The sequence below is a fragment of the Papillibacter cinnamivorans DSM 12816 genome (genome assembly GCF_900176335.1).
Taxonomy (GTDB): Bacteria; Bacillota; Clostridia; order Oscillospirales; family Oscillospiraceae; genus Papillibacter; species Papillibacter cinnamivorans.
In genome coordinates, this window is the sequence record NZ_FWXW01000001.1 from 23,285 (window position 1) to 36,500 (window position 13,216).

15 protein-coding genes are annotated in these 13,216 nt (G+C 54.9%); 11 read left to right on the forward strand and 4 right to left on the reverse strand.

Annotated features, from left to right (window positions below; all coding sequences use genetic code 11):
- Positions 1-13 precede the first annotated feature (13 nt).
- From B9A13_RS00100 to B9A13_RS00115, 4 genes are all read right to left on the reverse strand, one after another.
- A complete protein-coding gene (locus B9A13_RS00100) occupies positions 14-1,036 on the reverse strand; it encodes a CapA family protein (RefSeq protein ID WP_084233011.1) in 1,023 nt (340 codons plus the stop codon).
- Complete coding sequence (locus B9A13_RS00105; protein WP_084233012.1) at positions 1,030-3,222, reverse strand: DUF3160 domain-containing protein; 2,193 nt, start codon at positions 3,220-3,222, stop codon at positions 1,030-1,032. The genes B9A13_RS00100 and B9A13_RS00105 overlap by 7 nt, the downstream gene beginning before the upstream one ends.
- Positions 3,223-3,245: 23 nt before the next feature.
- On the reverse strand, positions 3,246-4,022 hold the full coding sequence (locus tag B9A13_RS00110; RefSeq protein ID WP_084233013.1) for a hypothetical protein: 777 nt from the start codon (positions 4,020-4,022) through the stop codon (positions 3,246-3,248).
- Positions 4,023-4,292: 270 nt separating this feature from the next.
- Complete coding sequence (locus B9A13_RS00115) at positions 4,293-4,508, reverse strand: DUF378 domain-containing protein (protein WP_242942735.1); 216 nt, start codon at positions 4,506-4,508, stop codon at positions 4,293-4,295.
- Positions 4,509-4,867: 359 nt separating this feature from the next.
- Here B9A13_RS00115 and B9A13_RS00120 point away from each other — a divergent pair, with 359 nt between their 5' ends.
- The 11 genes from B9A13_RS00120 to B9A13_RS00170 all read left to right on the forward strand — a co-directional run bounded on the left by B9A13_RS00120 (position 4,868) and on the right by B9A13_RS00170 (position 13,171).
- On the forward strand, positions 4,868-5,224 hold the full coding sequence (locus B9A13_RS00120) for a NifB/NifX family molybdenum-iron cluster-binding protein (protein WP_084233015.1): 357 nt from the start codon (positions 4,868-4,870) through the stop codon (positions 5,222-5,224).
- A gap of 115 nt (positions 5,225-5,339) precedes the next feature.
- Complete coding sequence (locus tag B9A13_RS00125; protein ID WP_084233016.1) at positions 5,340-5,630, forward strand: DUF5320 domain-containing protein; 291 nt, start codon at positions 5,340-5,342, stop codon at positions 5,628-5,630.
- 70 nt (positions 5,631-5,700) lie between these two features.
- Positions 5,701-6,075, forward strand: coding sequence for a DUF134 domain-containing protein (locus B9A13_RS00130; RefSeq protein ID WP_084233017.1), 375 nt, complete (start codon positions 5,701-5,703; stop codon positions 6,073-6,075).
- A gap of 96 nt (positions 6,076-6,171) precedes the next feature.
- Positions 6,172-6,537, forward strand: a complete 366-nt coding sequence (locus tag B9A13_RS00135; protein ID WP_084233514.1) for a NifB/NifX family molybdenum-iron cluster-binding protein — start codon at positions 6,172-6,174, stop codon at positions 6,535-6,537.
- Positions 6,527-7,399, forward strand: a complete 873-nt coding sequence (locus B9A13_RS00140; protein ID WP_084233018.1) for a nucleotide-binding protein — start codon at positions 6,527-6,529, stop codon at positions 7,397-7,399. The genes B9A13_RS00135 and B9A13_RS00140 overlap by 11 nt, the downstream gene beginning before the upstream one ends.
- Entirely contained in the window at positions 7,377-8,237 is an 861-nt protein-coding gene (locus B9A13_RS00145) for an ATP-binding protein (RefSeq protein ID WP_084233019.1), read from the forward strand. The genes B9A13_RS00140 and B9A13_RS00145 overlap by 23 nt, the downstream gene beginning before the upstream one ends.
- A gap of 105 nt (positions 8,238-8,342) precedes the next feature.
- On the forward strand, positions 8,343-9,179 hold the full coding sequence (locus tag B9A13_RS00150; RefSeq protein WP_084233020.1) for an Mrp/NBP35 family ATP-binding protein: 837 nt from the start codon (positions 8,343-8,345) through the stop codon (positions 9,177-9,179).
- A 2-nt stretch (positions 9,180-9,181) separates the two neighbouring features.
- Positions 9,182-9,538: a NifB/NifX family molybdenum-iron cluster-binding protein gene (locus tag B9A13_RS00155; RefSeq protein ID WP_084233021.1), complete on the forward strand. Its 357-nt coding sequence runs from the start codon at positions 9,182-9,184 to the stop codon at positions 9,536-9,538.
- Positions 9,539-9,807: 269 nt separating this feature from the next.
- Positions 9,808-10,665, forward strand: a complete 858-nt coding sequence (locus B9A13_RS00160) for a carboxypeptidase-like regulatory domain-containing protein (RefSeq protein ID WP_159447965.1) — start codon at positions 9,808-9,810, stop codon at positions 10,663-10,665.
- A gap of 4 nt (positions 10,666-10,669) precedes the next feature.
- Positions 10,670-11,536 (forward strand): MSCRAMM family protein, encoded by an 867-nt coding sequence (locus tag B9A13_RS00165; RefSeq protein WP_084233023.1) that lies wholly within the window; start codon positions 10,670-10,672, stop codon positions 11,534-11,536.
- Between the two features lie 330 nt (positions 11,537-11,866).
- A complete protein-coding gene (locus tag B9A13_RS00170; RefSeq protein WP_084233024.1) occupies positions 11,867-13,171 on the forward strand; it encodes an MFS transporter in 1,305 nt (434 codons plus the stop codon).
- The last annotated feature ends 45 nt before the right edge of the window (positions 13,172-13,216 follow it).

Consider the following 13,216-nt stretch of genomic DNA (forward strand, 5'->3'; position numbering starts at 1 on the left):
AGTGCATGTCGCCTTACGATTGGGTTATGCTCGAATATCGGATCAGATCCGATCGTATGGATTCGGCCTTCTGCTCGTCCGCGAACTGCGGCCGGCAGTCTTCTATAACAACGGGAAGCTCCTCGGTAAATACGATCCCTTTCTTGCTCACGGTGAATTGCAGGACCATGGCCTCGTCCGTCCCTTCCTCGGTCTGGCTGTCGAATACGAAATTGCCGATGCTGTAGTAGATGGGCGCGCCTCGGTAAGTCTCATTGCCCTGCAGCACATGAGGATGGGTCCCCACCACGGCGGAGGCTCCTGCGTCCACGGCCGCATGGGCGATTTCCGCCTGCAAAGAGCTCGCTTCATGCGTAAATTCGGTGCCCCAGTGAAAAAAGACGATTAAAAAGTCGCACTGCTCCGCAGCTTTTGAGATATCCCGCTTCATGCCGTCCAGATATCCCGCCCGCGCGTATGCGATGGTGGCGCTGCTGCCGTCGTAAACAAAGCCCTCCGGCGGGAGCGAGCTGTAGGACAAGATCCCGATGCGTACGCCGTTTTTGGATAGAAAGCACGGCCGGATTTTCTCCTCGCTTACTCCGGCGCCCGCGTAGGAAAGCCCCGCGCCGTCCAGCGCCTTCATCGTGTCCGTAAGGCCGGCGCTGAGGTAATCCATCGTGTGGTTGTTTGCCAGCAGAAGAACTTCGAACCCCGCGGCTTTCAGGGCTTTGGCGTTGCCGGGGTCCGCCTTGAAGACAAAGCGCGGCGATTTCATGGCTCCGCCGCTCTGGTTCGTAAGCGGGCATTCCAGGTTGGCGACGGTGACGTCGTCCTTCAAAAACGCAGCGGAAACCTCCCCGTAGGGATAGTCCTCGCCGTTTTGTTCCAGTACCTCGGCCACTCCCCGGTCTAATAGGATGTCTCCGCAGACCGATATCACGGCCTCTCCCCTGAAAAAGCGCGCCATGCGGGTATGAAATACGGAAAAAAGAATCGTAATCCCCAAGGCGGCGGCCGTAACAGCCGCCGCCTTGCGTTTTCTGTTGTTCAGCATCCTGTGGAATAGGGCTCGTCGGGAGCCGGAACCTCCGTGGCCGCGCCCGCCGTAAAGCTGGAAACGAAGGGCGGCCGGTCGGGCGCGTCCGTCTTGAGCATCGACTGCCAGGCCTCGTCCGTCAGCCTCTCCTGGGATACGAATTCATAGTAGTCGAACATGGCGCCCCGTGTCAGGTACAGCTCTCCGCCCATGGGCACGATGACATAAAGTTCCGCCGCCGACCCCACGCCTTCCTCCAGGTATCCGCCCGGAATCGCAGTATGGACGTCTGCGATGACCGCCATGTTGCGGTCTGTCTCCGACTCGATCTGGAACCACTTGTAGCCGTTTTCCGTGCAGTTGGAGGTGAGGCTTTCCAGAAGGCCGCCGTAGGTGAGAAGGCTGTCGTATTCCTCGCTCGTCAGATCCTCTCCCTGAAGCTCCTTGACGGAGCAGTCCCGCAAAAAGGTCAGCATTTCCTCGAACCTCTGGCAGGTGTCCGCGATGTTGTCCGGCAGAACGCCCCGCGCCGATAGGTTCTCCCGGGAATAGGCCGTCAGCCAGAGGAGCCTGTTATACAGCTCCGCGTTTGGCTCCACGTAAGCCCGCACCACCGGCGGCTCGTCGAAGCCGCCGCATTCCGCAGCGGAGCCCTTGGCGTAAAGGATCGTGTCATGGCGCATCTCCGCCCAGCTTCCCAGTGCGGTGGCAAGGGATTTGTCCTGCCATGCCGTGTTGCGCATAAACATGGGATACCCTTGACCGTATTCTCCCGTGAGGGAATTTTGGGTCCACAGCCACGCGTAGTACATGTTGGATCGCCAGGTGGAATCGGAAAGATTTGTGAACTTTTCCTTCATGCTGTTAAAATGCTCGGTGTACTCCGGCCAGGTTTCCGTGGGCTTGTAGATCTGCGCGATCAGGTCCGCCGCACGCTGGGAACCCAGGGCAGCAAACACGTCCAGCCCCGTGGGAAACGGCCGGACGACCGACTCGGTAAGCTCCTGCAAAATTTCGGAATCGGGGATGTAGCGCTGGCCCATGAACCTCATCTGAAGCCCCGACCGGACGTCTTCGCCGTTAGCGAGGGCAAGATCGTTCTTGGCGTTGATCTGCGGCTCCGGCAGCGCTTCCGCCTCCGTGTAGAAGGAATCCATTTTGCCCTCGTCCGCGATTTCGTTGAGATCCGGATTGTCCCCGTAAACCTTCTGTACGATTTCGGCGATCTGATAGGGGGTGACGTCGTCCGCCTCTCCCACGAAAAACGAAGTCGTGCTGTAGAGATTCTCCCACAGCGCTCCGCCGTCACTCTCCGGCAGGCGGCAAAGCGCCGTCGCCGCGATAATGGCGCGCATGGCGGATTCGGTGTCCCGCGTCTTCCCGTCGCTTTCATACAGCGGGAAGGGAACAACGCCGTACCAGCTCATGCCCAGAAAATACTGTTTGAGTTCATCGCTCCTTGTATAATGCCCCCGGGGAGTAAACAGAGAGTAATCAATTTCATAGCCGAAAAGGGGAGAGGGATGCCTGCCGTCGGCAGCGTTCACCAGCTCCATTTCGCTTTCCACGAGATCCTTTACCTCGCTGGGAAAGTTCTCCGGCAGGGTCCCGCCGAAGGCAAGCTGCGCCGCGCCGAAATAACCCAGTACCTTCATCGCTTCCGCCTTGACCGCGGAATCGGTGATCCCCTCATACTCCTTTTGAAGCTGCGCGAGCATGTTTTCGTTTAGCGTCATGGCTTCCGGGATTAAAGACGTCCCTTCCGTGCTCCTCAGCGCGTAGTCGTAAAAAATGTGATAGACCTGCAGGACAGAGTCGGTGGTCACAAAATTGGGGATCTTCTTATAGGTGTTGTCCTCGTAGATGTAAAAAAGCTGCTCCTGGCTGCCGGGGGCGGCGACAAATCCGTTGGCCGCGAGCTTCTCCTTCTGCTCGGCGGTGAGATTGGGGAACTGGTCAAGGTTCACAACGTTGGAGAGGTCCGGATTGACCGCATAGTCGGCGACGACGGGCGTGACCTCCACCGGGGTATAGTCCTCTCCCGCCTTGTTGAAATCCGGCTGAAAACTCAAGTTGATGGCGCCGTAAGCAGGCGTCGGCGTGGCCTGGACGGTGCTCTGGCCGCAGCCGGAAACGACGCCTGCCAGCAAAGCGGCGCACAGGGCCAGAGACGCCGTTCTGAGAATCCTTTTGGACGTATTCATCTGAAATCCCTCAATTCTGTATTTTACTCTGCAAAAATGAATCTTTCGTCTTTTAAACGAAAAACAAGTGCCTTTTGTTCCCCGTAGGAGGATAAAACCGCGCGGATTTCACCCTCTCCTGCTTGTTCGGCGGGATCGTAGGCAAAGCGCAGCGTGCCGTCATACTCCTTCGACTCAGTGAGCATTTCAAAACCGAATCCTCTCCAGTTGTAAAGGGCAAGCACCCGCCCGCCGTTCTCCAGTTCCTCGATGGAAATGATTTCGTCCGCTCCGTCGCCGTCTAAATCCCGCAGGATATAGTCGTCGAACGGGCGGGAGAGCCGGGAGCCGAGCCAGAAGGGGATGAGGTTGCCGTTTTTCAAATCGAAAAAAAACGGACGTTTTGCCAATACGGGGTGGAATTTCGTCGTTTTGTAAACGCAGATGGAGACCTCGTTGATCCCGTCGCCATTGACGTCCCCCAGCTGGACCTTCATGGGTCGGATCGGGGCAAGGTCGATGCGGTTTCGTATCTTTTCCGGCGGGATGTAGCCCAGAGTGTCCAGATCTTCCTTGGCCGAGGCGTCGCAGATCAGCAGAAACTGGCCGTTCCGCTCCCCCTCGTCCGTTTTGCCGCTCCCGGATATCGCCAGCAGATCGTCCGTTCCGTTCCCGTTTGCGTCGCCCACGCAGAAGGAAACGATATCCCGAAGCTCGGCCGATCCTTCCGGAGCGGTTCTCTGCGAAAAAAGATGCGCCGAGATCAGCAGCAGCGCCGCCGCAAAGACGATCCCTATCCCGATATTTTTCCAGGCCTTCATGCGGCAGTCCTTTCGCAGCGCTTAAAAACACGCCCCTTCTTTTCCTATATTCTAACATATCCTGTTTGAATTTGCCACTCGTGCGCTCCTGCAGAAGATGAGATCCTAACAAGCCTCATGAAAAAAACGGAGGAATGTAGCAATAGCATGAGATCCCTTCCGCAACAGGCTTTCAAAGCGCAGGGCCTCTGCTGTTTTGGCCCGTTTCCTGCGGAAGCTCTCTCCGCGCGCGGCAACAAAAAAGCGCCGCGTGACAGCGGCGCCTTTTTGTTATTCATGGTGCTCCGCCGTGACTTCTTCCTCCCGGTCGCGGAAGAGAAGCATGATGCACCAGATACCCGCCAGACCCACGATGGTGTAGATTACCCTGCTGATGGTTGCCGTCTGTCCCCCGAAGATTGCTGCGATGAAATCGAAACGGAACAGTCCGATGCATCCCCAGTCCAATGCGCCGATGATGGCCAGGGTCAATGCCGTTTTACTCAATTGTGGTTTCCTCCTGTTGGTCCCTTTTTCCGGCGGGAAAAATAGATCGGTTCCCGTCCGGCGCAGGGGTATTTGAATAGTATCGCATCCTGTCGTATTTTTCCCGGTAATCATCGTTTTATCTATCCGGCGCCAATGGTAATCCTTCCGTATTTCGCCGGTTAGAAAATAAAAGCAGGTATTATATCAGGAAACGGGAGAAAAAAATAAAAAATGATTATTGACATATGTCAGTAATATGGTATACTGGACTTGTTAAATGACATATGTCAGTAATATCCGAATCTGTGACCGCCGCCGCATCCATGAAAATGCGGGATAAAAGGGCGGAAGACGATCTTTTGGGAGGTGAGAAGCGGATGCGAATAGCGGTATCCTACGCTGAAGGAAAGGTATACCAGCATTTCGGCCATACGGTGCGCTTTAAAATCTACGACGTCGAAGGCGGGGAAGTGCGCCTTGCCACCACGGTGAACACCAACGGCAGCAGCGGCGGGGCTCTGCCCGACATACTCCGGAAGCTGGAAGTGAACGCCCTGATCTGCGGCAGCCTTGGTACGGGGGCAAAACGCGCCCTTGCGGATGCCGGCATACGTCTGTACTCCGGCGTGACCGGCGAAGCGGACAAGGCGGTGGAAGCCCTCCTGAAAGGCAGTCTGGAGTTCGACCCCGATGCCGTATGTCGGCGTCAGGGGGAGCGCCGGAGCGGCAGCTGACGTCAGATGCGCAAGCGGTTTGCTGCCCTTTTGTCATCGCGCGGTTGACAGCCGCCTGAAATCGGGTATAATAAAATGAAAATGTCATATGTCAGAAAAGAAAAGGAGGATAAAAATGCCTGGAAGAGACGGTACCGGTCCTATGGGATACGGAGCTATGAGCGGAAGAGGAATGGGACCCTGCGCGGGTTCGGGCGCCTGGAAGTACGGCGCGGGTCTGGGTCTGGGTTTAGGCCTTGGGCTTGCGTGCAGACGCGGGTTCGGACGCGGCTTTGGCCGCGGATTCGGACGCAGTTTTTCTGCGGATCCCGTTTCTGACGATACGAAAAAGGAGTTCCTGCAGGAGCGGAGGAACGCTCTGAAGAATCAGTTGGATGCCGTTGAAAAACAGCTGGAAATTCTGTAAACTGACAGCGGAAATTGCCGGGTGGTATCCCGGTAATTTCTGCTTACAATAGGGAAGTGAAGAAAATCGTATGCCCAGACCGAGAAAATGGCGAAAAGTATGCTGTTTGCCTTCAAACCGCAGGTTTGGCCCTTTGGATTCCCCGGCGGACATGAATCGTTCGGTCAACATGACGGTGGACGAATACGAGACCATCCGGCTCATAGACCTGGAGGGAATGACCCAGGAGGAGTGCGCCGAGAGGATGAACGTGGCGCGTACCACAGTCCAGGGTATTTATAACGATGCCAGAAAAAAGCTTGCCGATTCTCTGGTAAACGGCAGGCCCCTCTGGATCGACGGAGGGGAATACCGCCTGTGCGACGGTCTTGGGACCGCCTGCGGCAGCTGCCGCAGGCACAGAGGAGGCCATGGCTTCGGGGAAGGCGGGCCGGAAGGCTTCTGACACCGGCGATGCGTCTGCTTAGGAATGGGAGACCGGCCCGCTGATCAGAAAGGACTGCCGGATGAACTTTTTGCAGTACAGAAAATGGAGGACAAAATGAAAATAGCGATACCAGTGGATGAAAACAAGCCTTCAACTGGCGTATGCGTATCCTTCGGACGCGCGCCGTATTTTATGATTTTCGATACCGTATCCGGAGAGAACGTTTTTATGGACAACTCCGCGGCTGCCAGCCAGGGCGGCGCCGGGATCAAGGCGGCCCAGTTCATTGTGGATGCCGGCGCGGAAGTTCTTCTGACTCCCCGCTGCGGGGAAAACGCCGCCCAGGTGCTCTCCGCCGCCGGGGTCCGGATGTATAAGACCACCGCCGGCTCCGCATCGGACAATGTCGCAGCCTTCCGGGCGGGAAACCTGCAGCCTCTCCTGGAGACGCATCCCGGGTTCCACGGACATGGCCGGTAACCGAAAGATCGCCGTTCTCAGCGGCAAGGGCGGCACCGGCAAAACCCTCATCTCGGTGAATCTCGCCGCCGTGGCGGGGAAAAGCCGCTATATCGACTGCGACGTGGAGGAACCCAACGGGCACCTGTTTTTGAAACCCTTCCCTCTTTCGGAAGAAACCGTTGCGGTGCGCATTCCCGTCCTGGAGGAAGCTAGGTGCGTGGGCTGCCGGAAATGCGCGGATTTCTGCCGGTTCAACGCCCTGGCGTTTTTAAAGGGAAAGCCGGTTCTCTTTGAAGAGGTCTGTCATTCCTGCGGAGGCTGCGTTCTTCTTTGCCCCGCCAAAGCTTTTTCGGAGCGCGGGAAGGAAATCGGCAGGATTCAGCGGGGTCCCTCCGGCAGCGTTTCCGTCACCACGGGGATCCTGAATCCGGGAGAGGCCTCCGGCGTTCCCATCATCCGGAAGCTTCTGGAGGACGCAGCCGGGGAGGAGAGTTTGCCCGTCTTTATCGACTGCCCGCCCGGCAGTGCCTGCACGGTGATGGAAAGCATCAAGGACGCCGATTACTGCATCCTGGTGGCGGAACCCTCGGTTTTCGGCGCGCATAACCTTGCCATGGTTCACCGCCTTGTGAAGCTTTTTCATAAGCCCTACGGCGTGGTTTTAAACAAATGCATGCCCGGTGAAAATCCCTCGGCTGCATACTGCCTGGAAAATGAAATACCCGTATTGGGGACGATTCCCTACGATAAGGAGCTTGGACTTCTCAATTCCGAGGGCAGCATTGCCTCGAGGGAAAACTCCCGGTACGAATCTCTATTCTCCGATCTTCTCAGGACGGTTTACCTGGAGGTGTCAAATGAAGCAGCTTCTGATTCTTAGCGGCAAGGGCGGCACCGGCAAGACCACCGTGGCCGGGGCCTTTGTCCGTCTGTCCGCGGCGAAGGCATGTGCCGACTGCGATGTGGATGCTCCCAACTTACACCTGATTATAAATCGTGTGAATAATCCTGATATAACAGCATATTTTGGTCTTCCAAAAGCGATTATTGATGAAACCATGTGTTCATTGTGCGGCCAATGCAGGCTGCATTGCCGCTTTGGAGCCATCTCTCCTGATTTCAAAGTGGATCCTTTCGCCTGCGAAGGCTGCGCCGTCTGCGGCGAGGTCTGTCCCACAAAGGCGATTTCCATGGTCCCCGCCGAGGCCGGAAAGCGGATGCTGTATTCCGGCAAAGAGGGGGTTTTTTCCACCGCGGAACTGTATACGGGAAGCGGGACCTCGGGAAAACTGGTGACCGAGGTGAAGCGCCGGATGACGGAATCGGCGCCGGAGGACGCCGATTTCGCGGTGGTGGACGGATCCCCCGGCATCGGGTGTCCCGTCATTGCGTCCCTGTCCGGGGCGGATATGGTGCTCATCGTCGCCGAGCCGTCGGTTTCGGGAATCAGCGACATGGAACGCATCCTGAAAACCGCCGGATTCTTTCAGGTGAAGACGGCCGTCTGTGTAAACAAGGCGGACGTAAGTCTCTCGAATACAAAAAAGATTGAGTCCTTCTGCCGGGAAAACAGCATCCCTCTGGTGGGAAAGATTCCATACGACCCGGCGGCCGTAGAAGCTGTCAACCGGGGCCTTACGGTGGCCGACGTGGACTGTCCGGCAGGCCTGGCTGTGAAGTCGGTGTTCTGGAACACCATGGATCTGTTGTATTCCTGATGGAAATAATTAAGAAAACTTATGCCGGGCGCCGGTTTCCATCCGTGGGAAAAGCCGCTGCCCTGCTTGAGTCAATAGATGAATGCATGTAAGGAGTTGTATGCTATGAGCGAACAGTGCAGCGGCAATTGCGGCGCCTGCGGGGAAGAATGTGCGGAGCGGACAGAGTCCCAGGATCTCCATGAGAGTCCCCATGAGCTGAGCAAAATCAAAAAGGTGATCGCCGTCGTCAGCGGAAAGGGCGGCGTGGGCAAGTCTCTGGTCACCTCCATGCTGGCCGTCACCATGAACCGCAGGGGATACCATTCGGCCGTCCTGGATGCGGACGTGACGGGGCCTTCCATCCCCAAGATGTTCGGCCTGAAGGAAAAGGCCTCCGGCAGTGATGTGGGGATCTTCCCCGTCCGCACAAAGACGGGCATCGATATCATGTCCATCAACCTGCTTCTGCCCAATGACACCGACCCCGTGGTCTGGCGCGGCCCCCTCATCGCGGGCACCGTCAAGCAGTTCTGGACCGATGTCATCTGGGGGGATGTCGACTATATGTTTATCGACATGCCTCCCGGAACCGGCGACGTGCCTCTTACCGTCTTCCAGTCCATTCCGGTGGATGGGATCATCGTTGTCACCTCTCCCCAGGAGCTCGTCTCCATGATCGTTGCCAAAGCCGTGAAGATGGCGGAGATGATGAATATTCCCATACTGGGCCTGGTGGAGAATCTTTCGTATTTCAAGTGCCCGGACAACGGGAAGGAATACAGGATTTTCGGCGAAAGCCATATCGACGAAATCGCAAAAGAACACAATCTGCAGGTGCTGGCCAAGCTGCCCGTGGACCCAGACCTTTCCCTCAACTGCGACAAGGGACTTATCGAGCTCTTTGTAGGGTCCTGGCTGGATGAAGCGGCCGATCTGCTGGATAGCAAGGTGGAAAAATGAACATGAGAATCGCGGTTGCCAGCGAAGGCAATGCGGTGACCGGGCACTTCGGGCACTGCACCAATTTCAATCTTTACGACACGGAAAACGGCGCCGTCGTCCGGGAGGAGTCCGTTCCCAATCCCGGCCACAGGCCCGGCTTTCTGCCTAATTTTCTGGCCGACAGGGGCGTTAACGTCATCATCAGCGGCGGAATGGGCGGCGGAGCCGTGGATATTTTCAACGAACGGAACGTGGAGGTCGTGGTGGGCGCCTCGGGAGACGCGAAAGAAGCCGTCTTAAGCTACCTGAAAGGCGAGCTGAAGTCTACGGGGTCGGTCTGTCACGAGCATCAGCACCACGGCGATTGCAACGGATAGGCGGACGGTCCGCTTATGATGTTTGTCAGCACGATCTAACGGTTTATATGATAGAAGGCATCGTTTAGGAAACTAATCGGTGCCTTTTTTATTTTTTTTGGTAAGGAGCGCCTCGCCGTAAGAGATTACCCATTAAACGGTATTATGTTCCCGTAAAAAGAGTTTGTCTGCAGAGAGATTCTATCAGACCGCTGAATCAATCACCAAGCCATCTTAAGAACCATATTATGCAGAAAGGCTGTAAGCCTAAAAAATTTAGGAGAGTTAATATGTCTACAATTGACAAGTATTATTTAAAAGCAAGTCCTCAGTTTCCTGTAAGCGGAACAGAGGAAATAACAGAGAATTTTCAGTTGATTGCCAGCACGGTCTCAGAAGAAGGCGTTATTTCGGGTACGGTAACTTCCGGTACGGTACCTATAGCCGGCGCAACCGTTAAGGTGTTTGATAGTTCCGATAACCCTGTAGCGCATACGATCACAAACCCGGAGGGTAAATATACGATCTCATCGATTGTAAGGGGATCGTACAAGGTCACTGCGGCAAAGGACGGTTATTTTACTCCTCTTGTCATACCGGTAACCGTGTCTGCAAACCGCCCTACTACTGTCGATATATCTCTTGCAGTCGATCCGGACGCGGCGCTGAATACGCTGTATGGTATCATACGGGCCGCAGGAACATTGACGCCTCTTGAAAATGTAAACGTAAACACGTACTCGGTGGTTGGTACCACGCAGACTTTGGTCTCCACAACCCATACCAACAGGTCAGGACAATACGTTTCGCCATATTTGGCTAACGGCGAATATATCATCGTGGCGAATCTGAACGGTTATAATCAAACAACGAGCGGTACGACCACTCTGTCCGACACGGAAATAGCTTCTCTTGACATGACGCTTGTCGCCAATGCGACTTCTAATACGGCAACGGTGAGCGGAATTATAACAGATAACAGCACCCTGCTCCCGATAGGAAGCGCAATCGTTGCACTGTATGGGATCACAGGCGCGACCGAAACACTTTTAAAATTAACCAAGTCAAACAGCGCAGGCAGGTATCTATTCGGGTCTGTAGCATCAGCAAATTATGTCGTAAAGGCTTTTGCTCAAAAGGCAGAGTAAAAACATGGCTATCAAAGATATATACCTGCTGTGCAAGTCCGATGAGTTTTATCTTAAATCAGGGCATGAAGCCTCGATAAACTTGTCATTAGAAAGAGCACCGCCCCTATTGTGCACGAAATTACACGGGAAGGTCGTAAGCGGCTGCAGGCCGGTCTCGGGAGCAACAGTTAAAGTATTTGATAAAAATTTCAATCCGCTGTATCACACCATTACGGATCATGATGGATATTACTCTTTCATTAACGCGCTTAAGCCCGGGGTTTACGAAATAATTGCGGCGGCCGACGGTTATTTGATTTCACAAAGCCGCTTAATATCTTTGCTGCCGCATAAAAGCATGTATGTCACACTTCAATTACAGCCAGATAAAAGCGTTGAATTAGCAACGGTCTATGGGGTTATACGCGATGAGAAAAATGAACCGCTGCCCGGTACGCTGGTTTATATTTTCAATTGTAACGATGCGGATTATCCTTCCGCGGTTACCATATCGAACGCAGACGGTGAATACCTGGTCAGCGGACTCAAACCGGGCCAATACTGGATCTCTGCTTTCCGGGAGGGGTTTTCATTCCCTGAGAAAATTCATCTTTCGGTCTTGCCAAAAGAAATGGTTTGCGCCGATCTTTACCTCTATATAGATTTATCTGCAACCGGTACGGTAAGTGGGAAAGTCGTTTTTAACGGATCTGCAGTTCCGCATGCATTGACTGCGCTTTATTTGACCGAGTACGGCAGAAGCCGTCTTATCAAAATTCAAAAATCAAACCACATGGGGTTTTATCTATTTACAGGCTTGAAACCCGGAAAATACGTCGTTAAGGCAAAGCTTGAGTCTCACGGTCCGCCCCTGCCTGAAAAAGAATAAAATCACAATCTGAAATCGGCTGTCTCAATTCCCTTTGTTTGAGACAGCCGCGTTATTCTTTTCAAACAATATTTCCAGTAGCAGTGCCGCTTTTAAAGCATTTGATCAAGTATGTAATTCCGGCTTCGTTAATTTCCGTTAAAGCACGCCCGAAACGGACGGAGCTGATTGCGGATTCTGGTTTGCGCCGTTTTAATATTATCGTTTATTTTGCAATCTTCCGTTGCATTCCGCCGCCCGTGTGATACAATTCCAGATAACCGGGCCGATCTTCGTCCCTGATATAAGGATTATGCCCGGAATTTTCCTCGACGTACTGGGGATGGCGGTATGAAACTCAATTATGGAAAGACCGTGTTCATCGGCCTTGCGTTTCTTTCCATCTGTTCCTTCTGGCAGCTCTACGAGACCGTCGTTCCCCTGATCTTGACGAGGACCTTTCACCTGGGGGATACCCTGACGGGCGCCGTCATGGCCCTGGATAACATCCTTGGCATATTTTTGATCCCGTTTTTCGGTTCTCTGTCGGATAAAAGCACTCTTCGAATGGGAAGGCGCAGCCCCTTCATCCTGCTGGGAACCGCCGTGACCGTGGTATCCATGCTCTTTCTTCCCTTTGCCGAAAGGATCGGCAGCTTCCCCCTGTTTTTCGGCGCACTCTGGGCGGTTTTACTCGCCTTGTCGTTTTACCGCTCTCCCGCCGCAGCCCTGATGCCGGACCTTACTCCCGCGCCTCTGCGGAGCAAGGCAAACGCCGTGGTCAACCTGATGGGCGCCTGCGGCAGCGTCATTACCCTGAGCCTTCTTGGCGTTTTGATTCCCGGGGAGGAACGCCCGGACTATACGCCCGCTTTTCTTGCGGTGGCTTTTGTCATGGCCGTGTCCGTCGGCCTTCTTGCCCTGAGGGTGCGGGAGACCCGCGCTTCGGAGCCTGCGGAGGAAGGCCGCGAGGCGGATTCCCCGGATGATTTGGAGATGGAAGACGGGAAAATCCTCACTCCGGCCGTAAAGCGGAGCCTCTATTTGGTTCTGCTCTCCGTCTTTTTCTGGTATTTTGCCTTCAACGCAGTCACCACCGCTTTTTCCCGGTACGCGGCCAACGTCTGGGGCCTGGAAGGGGGAAGCTTCGCGGTCCTTCTGATCTTTCCCTTCGGGGCCGCGGTGGTGAGCTACCTTCCGGCGGGTCATCTGGCCGCCCGGATCGGCAGAAAGAACACCATACTTGTGGGAGTGGTGATTCTCACCGCTTCCTATCTGGCGGAGGCTTTTTTAAGCCGCTATTCTTTATTGGTGCCCCTGGGCCTCACCCTCATCGGCGCGGGCTGGGCATTCGTGAACGTGAACTCCTTTCCCATGGTGGTTGAGATGTGCAGCCGGTCGGAGATGGGGAAGTACTCGGGCCTATACTATTCCTTTTCCATGAGCGCCCAGATCATCACGCCCATCCTGTCGGGTTTTCTTTTTGAACGTCTTTCCTACATGACCCTGTTCCCGTACGCCGCCGTTTTTTCTCTCTGCTCATTGCTCACCATGCTCTTTGTCCGGCACGGCGAGGCGTCTTCTGCTCCGCAGGGCCGGACAAGGCTGACCTCCTCCCGGTCGCCGTCGGAGTATGGGTCGGAATTCAAGAAATGATAAATTTGATTCGCGGCTTTTCAAGCTCTTGGAAAAGCCGCCGGA

Excerpts from the sequence above, each read along its gene's own strand:
- B9A13_RS00100 (WP_084233011.1), bottom strand. The coding sequence starts at position 1,036 with ATGCTGAACAACAGAAAACGCAAGGCGGCGGCTGTTACGGCCGCCGCC.
- B9A13_RS00105 (WP_084233012.1), bottom strand. The coding sequence starts at position 3,222 with ATGAATACGTCCAAAAGGATTCTCAGAACGGCGTCTCTGGCCCTGTGC.
- B9A13_RS00110 (WP_084233013.1), bottom strand. The coding sequence starts at position 4,022 with ATGAAGGCCTGGAAAAATATCGGGATAGGGATCGTCTTTGCGGCGGCG.
- B9A13_RS00120 (WP_084233015.1), top strand. The coding sequence starts at position 4,868 with ATGCGAATAGCGGTATCCTACGCTGAAGGAAAGGTATACCAGCATTTC.
- B9A13_RS00125 (WP_084233016.1), top strand. The coding sequence starts at position 5,340 with ATGCCTGGAAGAGACGGTACCGGTCCTATGGGATACGGAGCTATGAGC.
- B9A13_RS00130 (WP_084233017.1), top strand. The coding sequence starts at position 5,701 with ATGCCCAGACCGAGAAAATGGCGAAAAGTATGCTGTTTGCCTTCAAAC.
- B9A13_RS00135 (WP_084233514.1), top strand. The coding sequence starts at position 6,172 with ATGAAAATAGCGATACCAGTGGATGAAAACAAGCCTTCAACTGGCGTA.
- B9A13_RS00140 (WP_084233018.1), top strand. The coding sequence starts at position 6,527 with ATGGCCGGTAACCGAAAGATCGCCGTTCTCAGCGGCAAGGGCGGCACC.
- B9A13_RS00145 (WP_084233019.1), top strand. The coding sequence starts at position 7,377 with ATGAAGCAGCTTCTGATTCTTAGCGGCAAGGGCGGCACCGGCAAGACC.
- B9A13_RS00150 (WP_084233020.1), top strand. The coding sequence starts at position 8,343 with ATGAGCGAACAGTGCAGCGGCAATTGCGGCGCCTGCGGGGAAGAATGT.
- B9A13_RS00155 (WP_084233021.1), top strand. The coding sequence starts at position 9,182 with ATGAGAATCGCGGTTGCCAGCGAAGGCAATGCGGTGACCGGGCACTTC.
- B9A13_RS00160 (WP_159447965.1), top strand. The coding sequence starts at position 9,808 with ATGTCTACAATTGACAAGTATTATTTAAAAGCAAGTCCTCAGTTTCCT.
- B9A13_RS00165 (WP_084233023.1), top strand. The coding sequence starts at position 10,670 with ATGGCTATCAAAGATATATACCTGCTGTGCAAGTCCGATGAGTTTTAT.
- B9A13_RS00170 (WP_084233024.1), top strand. The coding sequence starts at position 11,867 with ATGAAACTCAATTATGGAAAGACCGTGTTCATCGGCCTTGCGTTTCTT.